Annotated in this window: 17 protein-coding genes; 7 read left to right on the top strand and 10 right to left on the bottom strand. The window is 54.2% G+C overall.

Annotated elements, in window-relative coordinates:
* Nucleotides 1–11: 11 nt before the first annotated feature.
* Nucleotides 12–827 carry a DUF2884 family protein gene (locus ACQ66Q_RS09265; RefSeq protein ID WP_430456530.1) on the bottom strand — a complete coding sequence of 272 codons (816 nt, stop codon included), beginning with the start codon at nucleotides 825–827 and terminating at the stop codon, nucleotides 12–14.
* Between the two features lie 316 nt (nucleotides 828–1,143).
* Between ACQ66Q_RS09265 and ACQ66Q_RS09260 the strand changes: the two genes are divergently transcribed.
* The 3 genes from ACQ66Q_RS09260 (at nucleotide 1,144) to ACQ66Q_RS09250 (ending at nucleotide 5,630) form a co-directional block, all read left to right on the top strand.
* A complete protein-coding gene (locus tag ACQ66Q_RS09260; RefSeq protein ID WP_430456529.1) occupies nucleotides 1,144–2,955 on the top strand; it encodes an assimilatory sulfite reductase (NADPH) flavoprotein subunit in 1,812 nt (603 codons plus the stop codon).
* Complete coding sequence (gene cysI / locus ACQ66Q_RS09255) at nucleotides 2,955–4,673, top strand: assimilatory sulfite reductase (NADPH) hemoprotein subunit (protein WP_430456528.1); 1,719 nt, start codon at nucleotides 2,955–2,957, stop codon at nucleotides 4,671–4,673. Before ACQ66Q_RS09260 ends, cysI begins: the two co-directional genes overlap by 1 nt.
* Nucleotides 4,674–4,895: 222 nt before the next feature.
* Nucleotides 4,896–5,630, top strand: coding sequence for a phosphoadenylyl-sulfate reductase (locus ACQ66Q_RS09250; RefSeq protein WP_430456527.1), 735 nt, complete (start codon nucleotides 4,896–4,898; stop codon nucleotides 5,628–5,630).
* A 54-nt stretch (nucleotides 5,631–5,684) separates the two neighbouring features.
* Here ACQ66Q_RS09250 and ACQ66Q_RS09245 read toward each other — a convergent pair whose 3' ends face one another.
* From ACQ66Q_RS09245 to ACQ66Q_RS09230, 4 genes are all read right to left on the bottom strand, one after another.
* Nucleotides 5,685–6,431: an outer membrane lipoprotein-sorting protein gene (locus ACQ66Q_RS09245; protein WP_430456526.1), complete on the bottom strand. Its 747-nt coding sequence runs from the start codon at nucleotides 6,429–6,431 to the stop codon at nucleotides 5,685–5,687.
* A 128-nt stretch (nucleotides 6,432–6,559) separates the two neighbouring features.
* Entirely contained in the window at nucleotides 6,560–7,777 is a 1,218-nt protein-coding gene (locus tag ACQ66Q_RS09240; RefSeq protein WP_430456525.1) for an FtsX-like permease family protein, read from the bottom strand.
* 14 nt (nucleotides 7,778–7,791) lie between these two features.
* Nucleotides 7,792–8,493 carry an ABC transporter ATP-binding protein gene (locus tag ACQ66Q_RS09235; protein ID WP_430456524.1) on the bottom strand — a complete coding sequence of 234 codons (702 nt, stop codon included), beginning with the start codon at nucleotides 8,491–8,493 and terminating at the stop codon, nucleotides 7,792–7,794.
* A gap of 24 nt (nucleotides 8,494–8,517) precedes the next feature.
* Nucleotides 8,518–9,078, bottom strand: coding sequence for a hypothetical protein (locus ACQ66Q_RS09230; RefSeq protein ID WP_430456523.1), 561 nt, complete (start codon nucleotides 9,076–9,078; stop codon nucleotides 8,518–8,520).
* A gap of 277 nt (nucleotides 9,079–9,355) precedes the next feature.
* Between ACQ66Q_RS09230 and ACQ66Q_RS09225 the strand changes: the two genes are divergently transcribed.
* Nucleotides 9,356–10,828: a S41 family peptidase gene (locus tag ACQ66Q_RS09225; protein WP_430456522.1), complete on the top strand. Its 1,473-nt coding sequence runs from the start codon at nucleotides 9,356–9,358 to the stop codon at nucleotides 10,826–10,828.
* Here ACQ66Q_RS09225 and ACQ66Q_RS09220 read toward each other — a convergent pair.
* On the bottom strand, nucleotides 10,825–13,077 hold the full coding sequence (locus ACQ66Q_RS09220) for a winged helix-turn-helix domain-containing protein (protein WP_430456521.1): 2,253 nt from the start codon (nucleotides 13,075–13,077) through the stop codon (nucleotides 10,825–10,827). The two genes, ACQ66Q_RS09225 and ACQ66Q_RS09220, sit on opposite strands and share 4 nt — an antisense overlap.
* 157 nt (nucleotides 13,078–13,234) lie before the next feature.
* Between ACQ66Q_RS09220 and ACQ66Q_RS09215 the strand changes: the two genes are divergently transcribed.
* Nucleotides 13,235–14,713 carry a serine hydrolase domain-containing protein gene (locus ACQ66Q_RS09215; protein WP_430456520.1) on the top strand — a complete coding sequence of 493 codons (1,479 nt, stop codon included), beginning with the start codon at nucleotides 13,235–13,237 and terminating at the stop codon, nucleotides 14,711–14,713.
* A gap of 19 nt (nucleotides 14,714–14,732) precedes the next feature.
* Here the strand turns inward: ACQ66Q_RS09215 and ACQ66Q_RS09210 are convergent, their stop codons facing one another.
* The 4 genes from ACQ66Q_RS09210 to ACQ66Q_RS09195 all read right to left on the bottom strand — a co-directional run bounded on the left by ACQ66Q_RS09210 (nucleotide 14,733) and on the right by ACQ66Q_RS09195 (nucleotide 19,165).
* Nucleotides 14,733–15,584, bottom strand: a complete 852-nt coding sequence (locus tag ACQ66Q_RS09210) for a LytR/AlgR family response regulator transcription factor (RefSeq protein WP_430456519.1) — start codon at nucleotides 15,582–15,584, stop codon at nucleotides 14,733–14,735.
* Nucleotides 15,581–16,639: a sensor histidine kinase gene (locus ACQ66Q_RS09205; protein WP_430456518.1), complete on the bottom strand. Its 1,059-nt coding sequence runs from the start codon at nucleotides 16,637–16,639 to the stop codon at nucleotides 15,581–15,583. The genes ACQ66Q_RS09210 and ACQ66Q_RS09205 overlap by 4 nt, the downstream gene beginning before the upstream one ends.
* Complete coding sequence (locus ACQ66Q_RS09200; protein WP_430456517.1) at nucleotides 16,629–17,867, bottom strand: hypothetical protein; 1,239 nt, start codon at nucleotides 17,865–17,867, stop codon at nucleotides 16,629–16,631. Before ACQ66Q_RS09200 ends, ACQ66Q_RS09205 begins: the two co-directional genes overlap by 11 nt.
* 131 nt (nucleotides 17,868–17,998) lie before the next feature.
* A complete protein-coding gene (locus tag ACQ66Q_RS09195) occupies nucleotides 17,999–19,165 on the bottom strand; it encodes a tetratricopeptide repeat protein (RefSeq protein WP_430456516.1) in 1,167 nt (388 codons plus the stop codon).
* 180 nt (nucleotides 19,166–19,345) lie between these two features.
* On the opposite strand from ACQ66Q_RS09195, the gene sstT reads away from it, so the two are divergent.
* Nucleotides 19,346–20,578, top strand: coding sequence for a serine/threonine transporter SstT (gene sstT, locus ACQ66Q_RS09190; protein ID WP_430456515.1), 1,233 nt, complete (start codon nucleotides 19,346–19,348; stop codon nucleotides 20,576–20,578).
* 263 nt (nucleotides 20,579–20,841) lie between these two features.
* On the top strand, nucleotides 20,842–22,251 hold the full coding sequence (cysG, locus tag ACQ66Q_RS09185; protein ID WP_430456514.1) for a siroheme synthase CysG: 1,410 nt from the start codon (nucleotides 20,842–20,844) through the stop codon (nucleotides 22,249–22,251).
* The last annotated feature ends 80 nt before the right edge of the window (nucleotides 22,252–22,331 follow it).

The raw sequence follows: 22,331 nt of genomic DNA, 5'->3' as shown, positions 1-22,331 counted from the left end.
GGAAAAAAACCTTATTCAGCGCTGTTAGTTTTCGCGGTATCAACATGGTTTTCTTTGGTTGAAACCTGAATTAAATCAAACTGCTGCATCGCCGGTACTTTAGCTTGAATTTGCGCTTCCAGACCGTCTAACTGTTGCAGCGAGCTGCAGATTTGCTGGCCACGCGCTTCCAGTTGCTCGCCGCGGACATTCATATCTGCTTCCAGCTCGTCGCCAAATTTTTCCATTTTCTGGCCGAATGCTTCCATCCGCTGGTCAAAATTGCCTTCACCGCTGCTCATGGCTTTCCCAACCAGCATCAGCGCATTGCCGGTGATTTCAGCGACTGATTCTTCAATGGCTTTGGACATTTCGTCGTCAAAGCCGTTGTCAATGCCCGCCAGTTTGCTGCCGTTGATGCGGATACTGTTGTCGCTGCGCAGCAAAATTTGGTCAAGGTTGGTGCGCATCTTGTTCAGCGCCCGATCGATGTTGGCTTGCGCTTCACCATTGTCGACTTCAAATTGGGCCATCACGCGGGTCAGCGCTTCGGAAGCCATCGACACGGCGTCGGCAACCAGCGTCACCGTTTGTTCCGCATTGTTGCGCAGGCCGGCCTGATATTGCTGTAATAACACGGCGGTGGATGCATCGGTATCGACTGATTTATTGTTGATCCAGAGTTGACCCTGATCGCTGATGCGCCACAGCGGATTGTCGCTACGCAGCAGCTGCACATCGGCGCGTTGCACTAATAAATCGTCGTGTAATTCCAGTGAGCAGTTCTGCTCAGATTCGTGGGCCATGGCAATCGAGCTGAATAAAGTGGCAGCAATTAACAGTTTCATAAGTCCATTCCTTCTTCATTGTGTGTGATGACGTCAGGACTGGTCCGGCTGAACCTATGCTGACTGTTACAGATACTTGGACATCGCAAAGGCTGTGCCAAACATTATGCTATTGATTTAAATGATTAATGTTATTTGCCTCTGCAGAGGAGGTAGTCATCGGGTGGTATTTTTCACCAATATTTAGCTAAATTCTCACTATCGCCAGACAGTATTGGTATATAACCAAATAGAATAAGTGGTGCAGATCAATTCTTTATTGTTTAGCCGTCTATATGGATAAAATAACGACAATTTTGATAGTACAGGTGTCGTTATGCCGTTTACTTCACTGATCGCACCAGCCAGCCCGCTTAGTGCGCAGCAAGTTCAGGATTTACAGAAACTAGTCGGCCAGCTCAATCCAATTCAGCAAGCCTGGGTCAGTGGTTATCTGGCGGCAGCTGCCCAGCTCGCTTCCGGCACTGCCGTAGCCGGCGCTGCTACAGCACCGCAACAGGCTGCAGTGCTGACCATTTTATATGCCTCGCAAACCGGCAATGCCAAAGGTGTCGCCAGCAAAATCAAAGCAGCGGCCGAAGCACAGGGTGTCGCAGTGCAATTGCAGGACATTGCGTCCTACAAAACCAATGGCCTGGTGAAGGATAAATTCCTGATCATCGTCACCTCGACTTACGGCGAAGGCGAACCGCCGGAATCTGCGGTCAGTTTCCATAAATTCCTGTTTGGTAAAAAAGCGCCAAAACTGCCGGATCTGCAATACGCAGTGCTGGGCCTTGGCGACACCAGCTATGAATTTTTCTGTAAAACAGCGCAGGATTTTGATGAGCAGCTCGAAGCGCTTGGCGCAAAACGCCTGTTCGCCCGTGCCGATCTGGATGTCGACTACGCCGATGCCGCAGCCAGCTGGCTGCAAGGTGCGTTAGCAGTATTCAGCCCGCTGTTAAAAGCCTCCGGCGCTGGCAGCGCGCAAGTGATTGCCTGGCCTGGCAGCACCACAACGTCCGGCAGCCACAGTCCTTATGACAAACAGCATCCGGCGTTGGCCGAACTGGCGCTGAATCAGAAAATCACCGCGCGCAATTCAACCAAAGACGTGCGTCACATTGAAATTTCCTTAGCCGATACCGGCCTGACCTATCAGCCAGGCGACGCGTTGGGCGTGTTTTTTGATAACGACCCGGCGCTGGTTGATGCCGTGCTGCAAGCGACCGGCACCGCGGCCGATGCCGAAGTCAGTTTTGGCGGTCAGACGCTGACGCTGCGGGACGCTCTGCAGCGTGAATTAGAGCTGACCCAGGCCTACCCGTCTTTTGTCGAGAAATATGCCGCAGCGACCGCGAACAGCGAACTGCAGCAACTGGCGAGCGATAAAACGGCATTACGCGCGTATCTGGCCGAGCGCCAGACTGCCGACGTGATCCTGCAACATCCGGCCTCGTTAACAGCCCAAGCCTTAGTCGATTGCTTGCGTAAAGTGCAGCCACGGCTGTATTCAATTGCCTCCAGCCAGGCTGAAGTCGGCGAAGAGGTGCATTTAACAGTTGGTGTAGTGCGGTTTGATGCCTTTGGTCAGACTCATTTAGGTGGCGCTTCGGGCTTTTTGGCCGAGCGGCTGGAAGAAGGTGGCAAGCTGCGGGTCTTTGTCGAACACAACGACAACTTCCGTCTGCCGGATCACGACACGCCGGTCATCATGATTGGTCCTGGCACTGGTATTGCGCCGTTCCGCGCCTTTTTACAGGAGCGGGATAATGCCGGCGCGACCGGTCAGAACTGGTTATTCTTTGGTAACCCGCACTTCACCCGTGATTTCCTCTATCAGGTGGAATTACAGGACTATTTAAAACGCGGCGTGCTGAGCAAACTGGACGTGGCCTTTAGCCGTGACCAAGCGCAGAAGGTGTATGTGCAGGATAAACTGCAGGCCAAAGGTGCCGAAGTCTGGAGCTGGCTGCAACAAGGGGCGCACCTGTATATTTGTGGTGACGGCAACCGGATGGCCAAAGATGTCCATCAGGCTTTGCTGCAGATCGCCGAGACGCATGGCGGCCTCAGCGCTGACGCGGCCGCAGACTATTTCGAACAACTGCGTGAAACCAAACGTTATCAGAAGGATGTGTATTAATGAGCCAATATCCAATTAACCCTGATCTGCAGGTGCAGGGCGCGCTGTCTGATAACGAGCGGTTAAAAGCCGAAAGCCATCATTTACGCGGCACTATCACCACAGACTTAAAAGATGAAATTACCGGCGGTTTCACCGGTGATAACTACTTAATGGTGCGTTTTCACGGCATGTATCAGCAGGATGACCGCGATCTACGTGCTGAGCGTGCCGAACAAAAGCTCGAACCGCTACACAACGTGATGCTGCGGGCGCGGATGCCTGGCGGCATCATTAAGCCGGAGCAGTGGTTGGCTATCGACAAGTTCGCCAGCGAAAAAACCCTGTACGGCAGTATCCGCTTAACGACGCGGCAGACGTTCCAGTTCCACGGTGTGTTTAAGCCAGACATTAAGCCAATGCATCAGATGCTGAACAGCATTGGTATCGATTCGATTGCCACTGCCGGCGACGTGAACCGCAACGTACTTTGTACTTCGAATCCGGTCGAATCAGTGCTGCACCAGCAAGCCTATGAATGGGCTGTGAAAATCTCTGAGCATTTGCTGCCGAAAACCCGCGCTTACGCCGAGATTTGGCTGGATGAGGAAAAGGTCGAAACGACCGAAACCGAACCGGTGTTAGGCGATACCTATTTACCGCGCAAGTTCAAAACTACCGTGGTGATCCCGCCGCATAACGATATTGACGTGCATGCCAACGACTTAAACTTTGTTGCCATCGCCGAACATGGTCAGCTGGTCGGCTTTAACGTGCTGGTGGGTGGTGGCCTCGCCATGACGCACGGCGACAAAGGCACCTACCCGCGCCGCGCTGAAGATTTTGGCTTTATCGGCCTCGAACATGTGCTGAAAGTGGCCGAACACGTGGTCACAGTGCAACGTGATTATGGTGACCGGGTTAACCGCAAAAATGCCAAAACCAAGTACACCATCGACCGCATCGGCGTCGAAACCTTTAAGCAGGAAGTGGAAAAACGCGTTGGTGTCGCATTCCAGCCAAGCCGGCCTTATACCTTTACGCATCGTGGCGACCGCTTTGGTTGGGTTGAAGGCATTGATGGTAAACACCATTTGACGCTGTTTATCGAAAACGGCCGTTTGCTGGATTACCCTGGCAAGCCGCTGAAAACCGGTGTGTCGGAAATTGCCAAAATCCATAAAGGTGATTTCCGTATGACGGCGAACCAGAACCTGATCATCGCCGGCGTTGCCGCTGCTGATAAAGCACAGATTGAGGCGATTGCCCGCGCGCATGGTTTGATTGAAGACAGCGTCACCGAGCAGCGCAAAAACTCGATGGCTTGCGTGTCGCTGCCGACTTGTCCTTTAGCGATGGCTGAAGCCGAGCGCTATTTGCCGACTTTAGTCACACATGTTGAAGGCATTCTGGCTAAACATGGTGTGGCGAACGATCACATTATCTTACGTGTGGTCGGTTGCCCGAACGGCTGTGGCCGCGCCATGTTGGCGGAAGCCGGCTTAGTCGGCCGTGGCCCGGGCAAATACAACCTGTATTTGGGTGGCAACACCGCCGGTACGCGGATTCCGAAGCTGTATTTGGACAACGTGGCCGAAGCGGAAATTCTGGCAGCACTCGATACACTGATTGGCCGCTGGGCGCTTGAACGCCATGCCGGCGAATGTTTCGGTGATTTTGTCATTCGGGTTGGCGTTGTCGCGGAAGTCAAAGTCAGCAAAACCGACTTCCATGCGTAAATAAGCCGTAGGGGTAACCCTCGCGGTTACCCGCCATACAACGGAGTCGGCAGGCACGTGAAGGTGCGGGTAGGTACGGTAAGCAAAGCGCCACCGTACGTTTATCGCCACCGTACATTGCCTGCCAGCCCAAAAACACAGCCATCACGCATCGGTTTGGTCAGCGGTAGGGGTAACCCTCGCGGTTACCCGCCAAACAAACGAGGCAATACAGGTAAATAAATGAGTTATCAGCAGATTTTACAGCTGGACCCGGCCGCGCAGCAGCAAGCTTTAGCGGCGCTCAACCAACAGCTGGCCGCACTGTCGCCCGCTGAACGGGTCGCTTTTGCGCTGCAAGAATTACCGGGCCAGCATATGCTGAGTTCCAGCTTTGGCATCCAGGCGGCGGTGATGCTGCATCTGGTGACTCAGGCTAAAGCGGACATCCCGGTGGTGCTGACTGATACCGGTTATTTATTCCCGGAAACTTATCAGTTTATCGACGAACTGACCGCCCGATTACAGCTGAATCTGCAGGTGTATCGCGCCGATCTCACGCCAGCCTGGCAGGAAGCGCGCTTTGGTCAGCTCTGGACCACACCGGAAGGCCTGAAGCAATACAATCAGCTGAACAAAGTCGAGCCGATGCAACGTGCATTGCAGGAGCTGAACGTCAGCAGCTGGTTTACCGGCCTGCGCCGCAGCCAGAGCAGCAGCCGCACTGATACGCCGATTGTCGGTATTCAGCGTGGCGTGTTGAAGATTAATCCGATTGTCGAATGGACCAACAAAGATATTTTTTATTATCTGAAAGACCACAACCTGCCCTATCACCCCTTGTGGGAGCAGGGCTATGTCTCAGTCGGCGACACCCATTCCAGCGCACCGTTGTCGGCCGGCATGAGCGAAGAAGACACCCGCTTTAATGGCATGGGCCGTGAATGTGGTCTGCATGTCGCCGGTGACGGTATCTGAAACGTAAGCGCCTGCGCCGGTCTGGCCGCAGGCGTGTTGATCTCTGGCTAAAGGTTATATCGCCTGCACAGTACTGAGTGCCTGCGGATTAAATAACCGTGCCGGCAAGGCTTGTGGCGTCACTTTGTCGTAATGCAGCACCGTCACGTCTTTGCTGTGCATCCGGTCCAGCAGTTCCATCGCGATAACGCGGGGCGCTTCACTGTTGCTGCTACGGACAAAGCGGGCGGATTTGGCCTGTTTACCGGAGGGCAGATAAAACTCGGCCCGTAGCGGGAATCGGTCGTTGCTGCTGACCCACAGTTCAATCCGTTGATAACTCAGGCCTTCGCGCTTGGCCTGCAAGCTGAGCTGAATACCTTCACTTTGCTCATCAGCGGCCACCAACTGGTAATCCTGTTGCCAATTCAGCGTTGCGACATCACCGCTGGATGCTTCGCCCATCAGCTTTTGCAGCGGCGTGATGCGCAGCGCGCGGCGGCTGCCCGGCAGTTGCAGCCAGAATTGCTGGTCCTGCAATAACACTTTCTGCCCTTGGCTGGTGCCTCCTGTGAAAATCACCAGTGATTTGCGATCTTCGCCGGACAACAGCTGATACGGCTGCATTTTTTCGCTGCGACCAGCTTTGATGGTTTCAATCCGGCCTTGCAGCACAAAACTTTGTTGTGGCCCGCGAAACTGTTCGGCAGTTGCGAGATATTGCTGCGCCTGCGGCAGTGGTAATTCAGCTGCAGTGGCACTTTGCAGCAACAGGGCGCCGCACAGACACGCGGCGAAAAAATTCAGAGTTTTTTGCATCATCAAATCCTTTGTTCTGGGTGACAGCAAGTAGCTTAAGGGCTTCGTTGCGCTGACGCTGGCTGGGCCGACAGACGGTTGGTTGGCGCGCCAGACTGTGAGTCCCAGACTGTGCGCTGTTACGACTTGCCTCAGACAAACCCCAACGCTTCCACTAACGGCTTACGCGCGGCACTCAAGCTGGCTTTCAGTGCGAACAGCATACAAACAGCCATCAACACCAGACCGGCATAGAGGGTCAGTTCAGCGCTGAAACTAATCATCAGCGGGTAGCCCTGACTGGAGCCCGGCGGCGGTGGCATCATCACTTCAAACTGGCGCAGTAATTCACAGCACAACAACGTAGACAGCGTGGCGGCGACAGCGCTGAATGCACCCAACAACAAGGCTTCCAGTACGAAGTTACCGACGATACGACTGCGGCGCTCGCCAAGCGCTGCCATAGTGCCAATCTCGCGGGTGCGCTCAGTCACTACTTGTGAAATGCCATGGCCGACGGCGAATAACACCAGCAATAACATCAGGATGCCGAGAGTGCCGAAGATGCGGTTGTACAGGTCGCGCACGGCTTTAAACACAAAGGCGCGGTCTTGCCAGGGCGTGACTTTATTATCCGGTACCTCGTTTTGCAGCGCGGCCACCAGTTCATTTTGCTGTTGGTCATTGAGCAGGTAGATATTCAGTTCGCTGATTTTGTCGCTTTGCAGCAATTGCTGGCCTGCTTGGATCGGCAGATACAACTGGCGTTTATCCAAATCCGGCACGCCGGTGGAGAAGATGCCGACCACCACCACATCTAACGCATTTAATGCGCCAGTGCTGGTGGCTGACATTAGGCTCAGTTCGCTGCCGACTTTGGCTTTTAGAATGGCCGCAAGACCTTCACCAATCATCAGCGGGATGTTGTCGTCGGGTTTGCTGAGATAGGCCGGTGGCAACACGCCGCCCGCTTTGACCCTCAGGAACGGGCCTTTTAACTGGAACTCGCTGCCATCGACACCACTACCAAGGAAAATCGTCGATTTTTCGCCGTTAGACACCAGACCGGAAAACTGTAAGCGAGGTAACACCGCTTTGACATCGTCACGCGCCAGCAGCCGCTTTTCCAGCGCAGGGTCGCGCTGGATGCCGTGTTGCAGCGGCACATCTTCGTTATCGAGGAAATAATCCGGGTGACTCAGCGTCAGATGGCCCAAATCGCGGGCGGCTTTTTCGGCCAGTGACTGATAGGTAAACAGGGCAAAACCGGCCCCTAGCAGCACGGCGGTCATCGCCGCGCTGCAGACCATGCCGGTAAACAAAGTGCGGCGGCGGTGGCGCCATAAATTTAAACATGCAGCATGCAACATGATGATTCTCCTTGTTAGCTGGCGCGGCGCGCGGGTTGAAGGCTTTGCGGCTGATTTTCCACCAGCACGCCGTCTTTGAGGGTTAATAACCGCGAGCAGCGCTCGTACAGCCGTGGGTCGTGGCTGGCTATTAAAAAAGTGGTATTGGCATCGCGGCCAAGTTGCTGCATCAAATCAATCACTTGCGCAGCGCTGACGCCATCGAGGTTAGCCGTCGGTTCGTCGGCAATCACCAGTGGTGGCGCTTTGACTAAAGCCCGGGCAATCGCGACGCGTTGTTGTTGGCCGCCGGAGAGCTGATCTGGCCGCTGGCTGGCAAATTTGCCAACGCCAACCGCCTCCAGCAGCGCCATGGCCCGTGCGCGGCGTTCGGCTTTGGCGACGCCGAGCAGCTGCAGCGGATATTCAACGTTTTCCAGCGCAGTCAGCACCGGCAGTAAGTTATAGCGTTGAAAGATGAAACCAATGGCCCGACAGCGCAGTTGGGCCAGAGCGGCCGGCTCTGTTGGCACTGGCTGCTGATCCAACCAAATCTGGCCTTGCGTTGGCGTGTCGAGCAGCCCGAGCAGATTCAGCAAGGTGGATTTACCGCTGCCGGACGGCCCACATAACGCGACCATCTCGCCGGCGCAGATCTCGGCGCTGACATCTTTTAACGCGGTGTTTTGTGACAAACCGCTACCGTAGGTTTTGCTCAAGTGTGCGAATTTCAACATGGCCTGCTCCTTGTGATCACCGCATTACTGTGCGCTTTGCTGTTGCCAGGTTTTTGCCAGCGTTTCGTCACCAGCTTTGCTGGCGGCTTTGGCGCCACAGCTATACAGGGCTTGTTGCGCCGCTGTTGGTGCGAAACCAAATGCCGGGCTTTGAATCTGGTTTTTCAGCAGGGCATAACCTTCGTCAAAGCGGTTAAACAGGTCGGGCAAATTGATAAAAGTGCAACCGGCGATGGTATGGACCTGCATAGTCACTATGGCTTGGGCGCGGTCCTGCGGATTTAACTGGCGCAGCGTTTTATCCAATTTGCTCAGGCCCTGTTCGGCCGCCTTCATTTTGTTCCACGGCAGCATGGCGTGCTTGGCTGACGCCGTTTCGACAGCACCTAACATGGCCTGCAACTGCAGATCTTCCGGCGCCGCAGCGCTGGCGGTGGTGAGTTTCTCAATGGCTTGTTCATTCGCCGAAGCATCGCCCTGTACACCTTGCTGATAAATGGACATCCAGTTATTCGCCATGGCCGGAGCAGCCAGCATCAGTGCAGAGGTCAGTAACATCGGGCGGAAAAAGTGAGTCGTATTCATGTTGTCTCTCCTGAGTTGAGGCCGGTTGAGCAGAGTGATAGCAGCGGCCTGATGGAGTGACTTTAAGGGCTTAACTAACCCGCTGCAGGATGAGCTGACAAACGGGCAAAAACGGCGCTGAATGGTAAAAATGGCGGCTGGATGGTGCGATGGGCGGATGGCTGTCAGGCCGGTGACATGGAAAAAATGCTAAAAAATTGCAACAGTAGCCAACTTTTCTCTTTAGCAATACGACCAAGCCGGCAACACTTACAGACGTCACCTAAGGACAAATAAAATGACCGCGCGCCCTCTGCGTCATGTCTCCACCGCCCAATGGCTGAAAAAAAATCACAAAATGTTAGGGCGCTCCTTTGTGTTGTGTTGCAGTCTGCTGGCGTTCACCACGTCGATGCAAACGCGTGCCAATGCTGAGCCGACGACCAAAGTGACAGCAAAGACCGAGCTGTTAAGTCCGGTGCAACTGCAAGCTGATTTGGCCAGTTTGCAGGAATTTATCGCAGCGACCCACCCGGACATCAGCCACTCAGCTGATCCAGCGCAGTTGCAGCAGATGTTTGAGCAAATAAAAGCACAGCTGACCAGCCCCATGAGTGCCGCCGAATTCTGGCTGCAAACCGCCCGGTTAAATCCATTATTCAATGATGCACACTGGTCGGTAAATTTGCCGGACACGGCAGATGTAGCCCAACTTGCTAAAACACAGGGACTGTTCCCACTGGAACTGCAGGTGCGGCCAGATGGTGAAATGTTGGTGCTGGCGCAGGCTGGCGGAAAAAAATCGCCATGGCAGGGAGCGGTGATCCAGAAGATTAACGGCGTATCTGCTGCGCAGATCGGCCGGGAATTACTGGCACTGCGTCATGGCGATACGCCGCTGAATCGAGCCAATTTGCTCGGGCCGGTCTTTCAGCTGTTTTACGCCACCAAATTTGGCACTCCGGCACAATTCGAATTGCAGCTGGAGTATCAGGGCAAAGTTCAGGCAGTGACGTTAGCCGCCAGCCGCGAGACTGCCGTCATTGGTAAAACCGCTGTCAGTTTTGCCGACAATTTCCATTACAAAGCGCTGAATACCAACGCTGCTTACATGAAAATCGGCAGTTTTGATTGGGAAGATGATAAGGCCGTCGCGGCTTTTACCAAAGATACTTTCAGTAAAATCAAAGCCTCCGGCGCCAAAACACTGATCATCGATGTGCGGGAAAATCGTGGCGGCAACGATTCGGTCTGGATTGACCATCTGCTGCCGTATCTGGCTGATCAGCCGTTCCGGGTCGGGTCATTCGGCCGGAAAAAAGTCATCGCCAGCCGCGCCTCCGAGGCAGAGCCTGCGGGGTTAGTTGTTGATATGGAATATAAAACCTGGTTTCCGGCCGATCTGGACAATCCGCTGCGGTTTTCGGGGCAAGTTTTTGTGCTGATTGGTCGACGGACATATTCTTCGGCGGTGCAGTTCAGCAATGTGATGCAGGATTTTGGTTTTGCTAGGCTGGTTGGTGAAGGCAGCTATGTGAGATCTCGTAGTACCGGTGGTATTCAGTTTTATCAGTTGCCACATAGTAAACTGCAGATCATCGTGCCGCGGTTTTGGTTGGCCCGGCCATCGGGCGGCGTTTCAGCACAATTGCTGACCCCGGATTGGTTGTTACCGGATGATGCCACTGCACCGGATGCGCTGATTGACGCTGTGGTTGACGCAGTGGCGGCGAAACAGCAGCGGTTGACTGGTGCTAAAACCCGCTTCTAATGCTGACTAAACCTGAGTGTATGAATATCTTTTTCGGTACTAAAAGTGCTGTACAGCACTTGATGCGAAGTAATATCGGAAATCTCACGACCGGAAATGGGAATATCTGCCAGTTTGCGCGTTTGCCGGTCCGCGACGTCAAGGAACCAGACACTGGCTTGTGCCAGTGCTGGCTGTGTCTGCGGGCGTTTATCCGTCAGCAGCAGATAAATGCCGTCTGCTTTAGCAATGAGCTGGCGGATCTGCTGATTCGCACCGGCCTGAAATAACACTGTTGAGGTGCTGCTCTGCGGATCTTGTCCGGTTCCTGCGCCGGTCGCAGGGCCGGTCGCAGGCTCACTGGTGATAGTCAGCTGCTGAGCGTCCGCCTGAAACCACTGCTGACCGACGAACAACTGATCCTGATTGCTGGCAACCAGCAATTGCTGCTGTGCGCTCGCCACGTCAAACAACAACCAGCGATTTGCCGGTTGTGCCGGTTGTTTCAGCAATACCCTTGCCGGATGGCCTAACCATTGAGTGGGTTGGCCTATCACAGAGTCAAAATGCTGCGGCTTGGCGTCTCCTAGCTTGACGATGACCAACCGTTGATTGCGGGCAAATGCCAGGTGCTCACCATCGGCCGACCAGACGGGTTGAGACAGTGCCAGGTGCTGGTCCGGATTGGCGTACACCAGCCGCTCTTGCTGAGTCTGCAGGTCCTTTACAAAAATCTGGCTGTAGCCATTTTTGTTTGAGACATATGCCAGTTGCCTGTTATCGGCTGAAAAACTGCCTTGCCAGTCATGCCGGGATGACGAGGTCAGTTGCTGTGGTTGGCCGCCAGCCAGCGGCAGACTAAACAGATTGCCATTGATATTGGCCTGGGTATAGCTGATGTGCCTGCCATCCGGTGACAGTGCCGGATAGTGAAAATGTGCATAATTTTCAAATATCACCTTCCTGAGTTGTTGTACCGCATCCAGATAAAACAAGGCCTTGCCGTCACTCAGCAGATAGCCGCGGGCTGCCTGGTGGTAGGTGAGAAAGTACCAGTTGGCATCAAGCGTCAGATAATCGGTAAGTACAGCCGTGTCGGTTGATAGCAGTTTAATTTGTGAACGTTGCTGCTGGTCAAATCCCAGCACTGCAATGCGCGATTGGTCGGGCGCGGGCGCAATGCGGTAAGGGCGGAACTGATCCGTTGGCGCTAACAATAAGCTGAGCTGGTTGGTGGCCAAATCAGCCCGGTATAAGCGTGCGTCACCCTGTTGTCTGGCGAGGAAATACAGCTGGTTGTTGTCGGTAAAAAAAGGGCTGTACAGGCGGCTGTCTGCCAGCGAAAAAAGTGCGTCAGGCTTCAGTAGTATGTCCTCTGCCGCGACCGGCTGGCCGGACAATTTGGTATTGGCGATCGGCAAATTGGAAAATTGCAGCTTGCCCGCCTGCTCAGTGGCAATGAGCAGGGCTGTTGTGCCCGCTGCAGTCGCCATAAGCCCGGGTGCAAAGGCAAAAAATGTAATTTGCCGGTCGCTCTGATAAAGCAGCCTGTGTTGGCGGCGATCAAGTGTCGCCAGCCATAGCTCGCTGCTGACCCCCGGCTTATCGGGATGCTTCAGATAAACCACAGCATTGCTGTCGGGGGTAAACTGGCTGAAACTCTCCGGAGCAGCTGACGCGGTCAGCGGTTGCAGGTCTGATACCTGCCAGGACTGGTTCTGGTTGACTGGTGCTGACCAAAGCCACCACAACCCCGGTACCAGTATGCAAAGCGCAGTGATAAACCCAGTCCAGCCGATTGGCTTCAGACGCCGCGCTTTGACAATTGCCGGTATGGCTTGAACCTGCAGGCTGGTCGTGGCAATACGCGGACTCTGCGGATCGTCAATCAGCGCTGGTCCGGCAGCCGGTTGCGACTCAATGTGTGCATGCAAAGAGTAACCCCGTTTCGGGTGGGTCCGGATCAATGACTTGTCGGCGTCAGAAAACAGATTGCGCAACTGATTCACTGAACGCCGCACGGCAATCGGGCTATAAATCGACCTTGGCCAAACCTCGGCAAAAATCTGTTCGGCGCTGACCGGTTGCCCCATCGTGCGCACCAGCACCAGTAATACCGCCATCACTTTAGGTTCCAGTGTTTGCACCCCTTCGGGCAAAAAGACTTCACCTGTAGCTGGTAATACCCGGTTGCCATTGAGGGTAAATCCACAGTGCAGCGGCGTCTGTGACAGATCAGTGGTTAGATTTGCGCTGGCTGCATTATTCAACTATTTGATTTCCTTATCTTATTCATTCCGAATCTTTTCTGTACCAAAACAGAAGCATTTCGCCATCGCCATAAAGTGGCCGCTTGCGGACACTGAGATGCTCTTGCTGGCGGGCCGCCAGTTTCATCTACCGATACTACCAACAGGACCTTTATTGATGCTAGCCACCCCACTTAAACTTCATATTGTGTTAGTGCATTGTTGGATTGCCATGCTGATGCTGCTACAGAGCGGCCTCGCCATGGCAATGTCCGAAGATGACAAAGTGCTCGCCGGTACTAAAATCGCCGCCGCGATGCAAATGCTGCAAAGTGACGACGCACAGGCCGTCAGCCGCTACGTCGACAATGAGCTGCATCCGGATACATTGCAGAGTTTTGCCGGTAGCGGGCGCGAACGTTATATCGCCTTTCTTAGTGATATCAAAAGGTTTCACCGCTCATTGCAGCTCGAATCTGCACCGCAACTTGAACTACGCAATGGTCTGCAGCAAGTGTCTGCCCATCTGCGTTCTGCCAATACTGAACTGAATTACCTGTTGCAGCTGAATTTATCGGCGCAGCCGCCTTTTAAAGTGACCATGGTGGACCTTTTTGATGCTCCGGCCAAAACGACGGCCGGGGCAAAACTGACCAGGCCACAGCTGGTCAGGCAACTGGCCGATTATGTGGACCGGCTGGCCGGCCGTGGTGTTTTTTCCGGGGCTGTGTTGTTCGCTGATGAGCAGGGCGTGCTATATCAGAGTGCCAGCGGTATGGCAGATTTGCGTTTTCAGGTGCCCAACAATGTTGATACCCGCTTTAATCTTGCTTCTATGAATAAGATGTTTACTGCGATCAGCATTCTACAGCTGGCACAGGCCAACAAGCTGTCGTTGCAGGACAAACTGGTCCGGTATGTTAATCCTTCCCTTTTCGCTTCCGCAGACTTTCAGCACATTACATTACAACAACTGTTAAGCCACACCGCCGGCATTGGCTGGCCTGATTATCCTGATCAGCTCCACAATCAGTACCGGCAGCTGCAGCAATTCCGGCCCTTGCTGAAACATCTGCCACTAAGTGCCAAACCTGGTAGCCGTTATATGTACAGTAATGAAGGCATGTTACTGCTGGGTATGGTGATAGAGCAGGTCAGTGGCCTGTCTTATGATGCTTATGTGCAGCAGCATATCTATGCCAAAGCCGGCATGATGGCCAGCGGCAACTTTGATATTGACGGAGTGACGCCAAATATGGCGATGGGTTACACCTATTCGGCGCAATTACAATCAATGCAAAGCAACTGGTTTGTGCACGGAGTGAAAGGCAATTCTGCCGGCGGCGGTTATTCCACTGTCGGTGATTTATACAAATTTGCCAAAGCGTTAACCGGCTATCAGCTGTTATCTGCTGAACTGACACAAGCCGCGATTAGCGCCAAACCGGAACTGAACGCCCGCAGTTATGGCTATGGATTCTCGGTTCGCCGCGGCAGCAATGGTGTTGTGGTTGGTCATGGCGGCGATTTTATCGGCATCAGTTCGGGCCTGCGCATCTATCGTGACAAGGGGCTCGTCCTGATAGTGCTTGGGAATCAAAATTTTGCCAGCGACCCGGTTTTTGCTAAAGCAGAGGCACTGTTGCAACAACTGTAAGCCTGTCCTTTATCAGTTATTAATGCTGCCGAAACAAATGCTGATAAGCGCGGCTGACGGCAAGTTCCGTCGGGTTGTTTTTCAGCACTAGTGTCATGTGGCCAAACTCGTCGCGTTCGACTTTCAGGATGCTTTTGACCCGGACTATGCAGCCGCGGTGAATGCGCCAGTACAGCTGCGGGTCGAGCTGTTGCTCTAAGGTGGCGATTGAGGTGCGGATCAGGTATTGCTGGCCGGCGCTGTCCACTGTGGTGTATTTGTCTTCGGCGAGGAAAAAGTCGACATCGGCGACATCCAGCAGATGAATAGTGTCGCGCTGGCTGGCCTTGATCCAGCGCAGTGGCTCTGTCTCAGACGTTGCAGCTTTTACTTCCGGGGCTTCGTTCAGCGGCGGCGTTCCTGCAGCTGTGGGTAGCAACTGGCTCAACAGCTGTTGTAAATGCAGCAGATTTGCCTGTGGCTTTTGCTGCTGGCTCAGTCGTTGTTGCAAGCGTGTGATGCACTGCTGCAGCCGCCCTTCTTCTAAGGGCTTTAACAGATAATCCACCGCCTCCAGTTCAAAAGCACTGACCGCATGCTGGTTATAGGCCGTGCTGAACACGACTAAAGGCGGCGCGGGTAACCGGCGTAACTCGCGTAATAACTGCAGACCATCTAAGCCTGGCATCTGAATATCCAGAAAAGCGACGTCGAACTGTTGCTGCTGACACAAAGTTAATGCCACAGCGCCGTCTTCGGCCAATGTGGTCTGTGCTTCTGGCCAGAATTCTGCCAGCAGTGCCTGCAAATGGCGGCGTAATAACGGTTCATCATCGGCAATTAACAGACGTGGAGCCGCAGGATTTACACTCGAATTCAGACCAGTATTCACAACGGGATCTCCAGACGGACAATGGCCTGATGGTCGGCCAGCGTTAAAGTTAAACCAGACAAATCGCCATATCGTTGTTGCAGCCGTGCGCGGGTATTACTGAGGCCAATGCCTTGTCCCTGATGACAGCCTTGCGACGGAATGTCGCTAACGGACGGGATCGAGTTGCTCAGCACACAACAAAACTTCTGCTGTTCAACAAAAAGCCGGACTTGCAGCTGACCGCCGCTACGCACCGGTTCAACGCCGTGCTGCAAGGCGTTTTCTAACAAAGGTTGCAACAGCACCGGCGGAACCTGCAGTTGCAGTGGCAGGTCGTCGCTTTGTTGCCAGTCCAGCTGCAAACGCTCACCGAGACGAATTTGCTGAATTTGCAGATAAGCGCGGCTGAAGCTGATTTCATCGGCCAGCGGCACCAGCTGAGCGCGGGTCTGGTCCAGACTTTGACGTAACAAGGTCGTTAAGGCGGCCAGCATCTGACTGGCCTGTTGTGGTTCAATCCGGATCAACGCCTGCACATTGGCCAGCGTATTAAACAAAAAATGCGGTTCGATTTGCGATTGCAGCAGTTTCAGCTGTTGTTCCAGCAGCTGTTTTTCCTGCTCCGATTGTTTCAGCGCGGTTTGCATCAGCTGTTGTTGTAATTGAAAGCGTTGATCCAGCAGATAATAAAACGCCGTCATCGCCACGCTGACCACCAGTACGATGCCGAGCAGCGACAAGTCAAAGCCGGGTTTAAACTCCTTGCCGGCTGCACTGAGCTGCCACCAGGTCCAGCCCAACGGCAAGCCAAACCAGAGCACTCCGGCCAGCGCCAAGGCGAGAAGTGTATTGAGTGTCATTGACAGTGCAGGTCTGTTGCGCTGCAGCCAGCGGATCGTTGTGCGCATGGTCAGGCCTATGCCGTTGGCGTAAACCAACTGTAGCCACAACGGCCCCATGCCAAATAACGTGAACAGCAGTGCCAACAAAGAACAAGGCACAATCAGGTTTAGTTGATCGCGCCAGAACGGGGGTTGTCCTTTGCAATGGACGGGTGGGCTGTCAGAAGGCATATTGGGCTCCGGCCACGACTTCGTGTTTTTTGCCAAGCAGACGGAAGCTGCTATCGGCAGGGCCAGCGAAGTGCTTGATCCCTAAGTTAATTTTAAACTGATCGCTGACACTATAACTGACAGCCCCTGAGATTAACAATCCTGTTACCGCCGGTTGATACAGCAACGTCAGTGACGGGTGCCAGTCGCCTTCAGCGCGCAGATGCAGCAACCATTGTTGCCGCGTCAGCTGGCGGCCACTGAACAATTGCAGACTGCTTTGTCGTTCCAGCGTGTGCAGCGCCGGGCCTTGCAGCCGTTGTTGCAGCGCCTGCCAGTCCCTGTCGGCGCTGGCCTGACCGTCATAGCTATATTCCAGTATCAGATTCCAGCCGGCGGCAGCGGTGTAATTCAGGCCGGTACTGAGCTGCCAGGCACCTTGTTGTTGCAAAGCATCAGCCAGCGGGCGATCGATGCCGGTTCCGACTCCGGCGCCAGCCAGCTGTTGTGACGTGGGCCATTTGATCCAGTGATTGGTCCAATAGTGCTGCTGCCAAAGCAGGCTACCTTGCAGCGCCAGCCCTTCATTGAGCACCCAGACCTGACTGGCGCCAACGCGCCAACCGATGTCCTCGTCATAATGCGCGAGCGCCTGCCACTCCAGATCGCCAGCCTGCTGGTAATAACGCGCGCCACAACCGGTGCTGGCGGGCAGAGTTTGGCCATAGCGGCGAAACACTTGTTCCGTCTGATTACACATTAAAGTCCAGGCATTGTCGGCACCAAACCAGTCGGCAGCCGCTTGCCAGACGCCTGGTGCGACGACGGTGTAGAGCGCCAAAGTGTCGGTTGGCGAAAATAAATCCAGCGGCCGCAGGCCATAATTCACGTCAAAATCGCGTTTGCGTTTGCCGGCACTAAAACTCCAGTTGCCCTCGTCGATGCTCCAGTAAGCTTCGGAAAACTCCAGCTTTTGCTCCGATCTGGCGCTGGCCGGTTGCTGCGGATCTGTGCGCCACAATGTACTGGCGAGCTGAAATTGCTGGTTTGCGCCGAGCTGGCTTTGCCATTGCAGATCGAGGGTCTGCAGCAGCAATTGCTGATGCTGTGGCCCCCGTAACAGGCTGTCGCCTTTGGCGTTGCTGCCGAGTACACGGTATTGCAGATCCGGCTGTGCCGCCTGCACGCTCGTGCTACAACTGAGGCTGCAGCTCAATACCAGAGCCATCATTGAATACCACTGCGACATAGCGCCACTCCTTTTCTGTCAGTTCGGCCTGGGGGAAAGGCTGGGTGGTCAGAATAAAAGGAGTGGGCAGATGCTGCAGTGCGCACTGACCAAAGGTCAAAAACGCCGACCAGCTGCTGCAAAACGACTATTTACATAGTCCGTAGCATGGCCAGTTTGTGCTCTAGTAACGAACGTTTTTCTGGCTCGTAACTATATTCCAGCGCCTGTTCCAGTAGCTGTCGCGCGGCTTGGTATTGATGATTTTTCAGATAGTGCCGTACCAGCGCCTGGTTCGCTTGCAATAAATAGGGCACTCGTTTTTGTAAGCGCTGATAGAAGCCGATCGCCAGCGCCTCGCGACCAGCTTGCTCTGCCTGGACGGCCTGAATATAAAGCTCAAAAGGATCGTCGCTGTCGGCCAGCGCCAGTTGCTGTTCTAACTGCTGTACCAGCGGTTGGTCGCCTAACTGCGTGGCCAGTACCTGATAGTTGTGCAGCAGCGCCAAGTGCTGCGGTGCCACGGCAAGTCCATATTGATACCATTGCTGTGCCAGCTCAGGCTGTTGCTGGCGACGTAATAACACCGCCATCAGGTTTATTGCCGGGACGAATTGGTCATCCTGCTGCAGGCTGGTCTTGATCAGCGCATAGGCCTGGTCATACTCGCCACGCAGTAAAGCTTCCGCCGCCAGATTGTTGTACACAGTCGCTTTAAAACGAGAGTCGCTGAGAAAATCGCCCTGATAGCTCAGAGGACCGCGGAAGTAATCGATGTAAAGCTGACGGATCGTGTTGGAATCCGGGTCCGCGTTCAGGTAGCTGCGCACATGGGTGGCCTGAAGCAACAAATCGCCACGGATATCGATGACAGGTTCGCGGTACGTGGCGCGAAAACGCAGGTCGATACCAGCCAAATCGGCCAGTGCTTTGGTCAGCAATGCCAGACTAACGCAATTGGCGGAGCCGCTGCGCATCACCTCGCTGGCGCTGGTGGTGCTGCCGTTAAACTGAAACACAGCCAGCACGTTTTGCATGTAACTGTACAGGCGGTATTCCGGCGTTTGATCTGCATAACGCGGGTGATGGAAATAGCTGAGGAAATCCTGTTGTTGCGCTGCAGTCAGTTGCGACAGTTCCGCTAGGTCCGGTACAGCGGCGGCAGTAGCGAAAATCTGCGGCGGGATCTGCGGTGCTTTCGCTCGTATCTGCGAATGCACGACTGCATTCGCCTGCTTGGCCTGGTTTGCTGTAGCCAGGGGGACTTGTTGCGCGCAACCGGCCAGACAGATACTCAGGAATAACGCCATCAACCGCATGAACAGACTCCGTCATTATTTTTCATATTGTTAACACAGGCGCAACGCTGAATTCCAGCGGAAAATTGCCGGTACTCGCCGCATTCGTCGCAGAGTTTCGGCAGCACTATGCTGGTCAGCCTTGCTCCGCCCGTTCGGACACGGCAGAATCAGGCAGTACTCCAATTGGAAATTCCGATAATGACAACAAAAACAACAGTATCAGGCGCTGAAATCCCGAAAAAGGGCTTTTTCGCCCATTTTGGTTTAGTGCCGCAAATTTTATTGGGCATGATTTTAGGTGTCGCGCTGGCTAGCTGGTCGACGGAAGCCGGCCAGTCGGTCGCCATGCTGGGCGCGTTATTTGTCAAAGCGTTAAAGGCGGTCGCGCCGATCCTGGTGTTTGTGCTGGTGGCATCCGCCATTGCTAACCGGAAAATCGGTGGTCAGGCGAAAATGAAACCGGTGCTGGTGTTGTATTTACTCGGTACCTTTTTGGCTGCGCTAACTGCAGTCGGCGCCAGTTTTCTATTCCCCAGTAGTTTGATCCTCAGCGACGCCCAGCAGGCCGTCACTGCACCAGAAGGCATTGGTCAGGTGCTCAAAGGCATTCTGTTTCAGGCCGTCGACAACCCGGTTAATGCGCTGCTGACCGGCAACTTTATTGGTGTATTAACCTGGTCCATCGGTTTTGGTCTGGGCCTGCATCATGCCAATAGCACAACGAAAAAAGTATTCAGTGATATTTCGCACGGGGTTTCGCACCTGGTGACACTCATCATCCGCTTGGCCCCGATCGGTATTTTTGGTCTGGTGGCAGAAACAGTCGCCACTACCGGTTTTGCCGGCCTAGCCAGTTACGGCCATTTATTGGCAGTGCTGGTCGGGTCGATGGCGGTGATTGCCTTTGTCGTGAACCCATTACTGGTATTTATCACAACGCGACGTAATCCATATCCGCTGGTGCTGACGTGTTTACGTGAAAGCGGCATTCCGGCATTTTTCACCCGTAGCTCCGCCGCCAATATTCCGGTCAACATGATGCTGTGTGAAAAGCTGAAACTGGATGAAGATACTTATTCAGTATCGATCCCGCTCGGTGCCACCATTAACATGGCCGGTGCGGCGATCACCATCACAGTGCTGACACTCGCTGCCGTGCACACCTTAGGCATCCCGGTCGATTTTGCCACCGCGATGCTGTTAAGTGTGGTTGCTTCAATCTGTGCTTGTGGTGCCTCTGGCGTGGCCGGGGGGTCTTTGCTGTTAATTCCACTCGCCTGCGGTCTGTTTGGTATCCCGGCTGAAATTGCCATGCAGGTAGTTGCAGTTGGTTTTATCATCGGTGTGGTGCAGGATTCCTGCGAAACTGCGCTGAACAGCTCAACTGACGTCGTGTTTACTGCCGCCGTCAGTCAGCGCGCTGGCGCTTAAGTTGTTACTGCCAGGCCGGTATCAATAGATGCCGGCCTGTTACTCCGATTTAGCCCTGCCAGCCTGAGTCCTGCTTAAAGTCCGAAAACCAAGCCGCTAATTCCTTTTAGTTATATCTGAGCCGATTTGCTTCTTGGATTCAGGACGTTTAGACGTCTAATATCGCAGCCATGTTGGATAACCCCGCTGTGTTTTACTGAAATGCAGTATGGTGTGTCGATGATCTGAGCCTGACTAAGGCAAGAGCCCGTGGGGACCTGAGCGTGCAGTATTTACCGATTTTTACTGATTTGACCGGCAAAGCCGTGCTGCTGATAGGCGGTGGCCATGTCGCTTTGCGTAAAGCGCGTGCGCTGCTGGATGCCGGCGCGGTGCTGACCGTGGTGTCACATCAGTTTGAAACGGAATTTCAGCATTGGTCCACACAGGGCAAAGCCGTGCTGCTGCAGGGCGACTTTCAGCCTGAGCAAATTTCTGGTCATTGGCTGGTGATTGCCGCGACCGACGATGACGCAGTCAATGCGGCGGTGCATCAGGCCGCCACGGCACGTCAGGTCTGGGTCAATACCGTTGATGATCAAGACAAATGCGAGTTTATTTTCCCCTCCATCATTAACCGTGCGCCTATTCAAATCGCGATTTCCAGCGGCGGCACTGCGCCCGTGTTGGTACGCCGGCTGCGCGAACAGTTGGAAACGTTATTACCGCAGCACCTGGGGCCTTTGGCTACGCTGGTCGGCAAGTTCCGCAAAAACGTGCAGCAGAAGCTGGACAATTTTGCTGCCCGCCGCCAGTTTTACGAACAGGTATTCAGCTCGAAAGTGGTGAGCTTGCTGCAAAGCGGCCAGCCACAGGCCGCCGAAGATACTTTGGAACAAATGCTCGACGGCCATCAGCCACTGCGCGGTGAAGTTTTTGTCGTTGGCGCCGGCCCAGGCGATCCGGAGTTATTGACGCTCAAAGCGTTGCAGCTGATGCAACAAGCCGATGTGGTGGTGTACGACTATTTAGTCTCAGCACCGATTATGGCGCTGGTACGCCGTGACGCCGAGCTCATCTGTGTTGGCAAAAAAGCCGGCGCGCACTCGGTCGCACAGGAGGAAACCAACGCGCTGTTGGTGAAGCTGGCACTGGAAGGCAAAAAAATCTGCCGGTTAAAAGGTGGGGATCCGTTTATTTTTGGCCGGGGCGCGGAAGAAATCGAAGTGTTGTTGCCGCATCAAATTCCGTTTCAGGTGGTGCCGGGCATTACCGCCGCCGCTGGTTGTGCTGCTTATGCCGGCATTCCGCTGACGCACCGCGACTATGCGCAGGCGGTACAGTTTGTCACCGGACATTGCCAGAAAGACGGCAAAGAGCCGGACTGGCAAAGCCTGAGCCGGCCGAACCAAACCTTAGTGATTTATATGGGCCTGATGAAATCGGCACATATTCAGGCGCAGCTGCTGGCTGCAGGCCGATCAGCAGACACGCCGGTTGCGATTCTGGAAAACGGCACCCGACCAGAGCAACGCGTGTTCACTGGCACGTTGGGGCAACTGGCAACATTGATTGAGCAACACCAGGTGCAATCGCCGGCATTGCTGGTGATTGGCGAAGTGGTGGCGCTGCAGAAAAAATTGGCCTGGTATGGCGCGCAAACACCGCGTGCGCAGATCACGCCGCTGAATTGATGCAGAAACAACTGGCGCAGAACTGATGCTGCGCAGCAGATCAAACTGATTGAATTGAATAGTTTTTATAGCAAGGTAAC

The organism is Rheinheimera sp., assembly GCF_965283995.1.
In the GTDB taxonomy this organism is placed as follows: Bacteria; Pseudomonadota; Gammaproteobacteria; order Enterobacterales; family Alteromonadaceae; genus Pararheinheimera.
The sequence above is the reverse complement of the archived record's forward strand: the minus strand, read 5'-3'. Positions and strand labels throughout refer to the sequence as shown.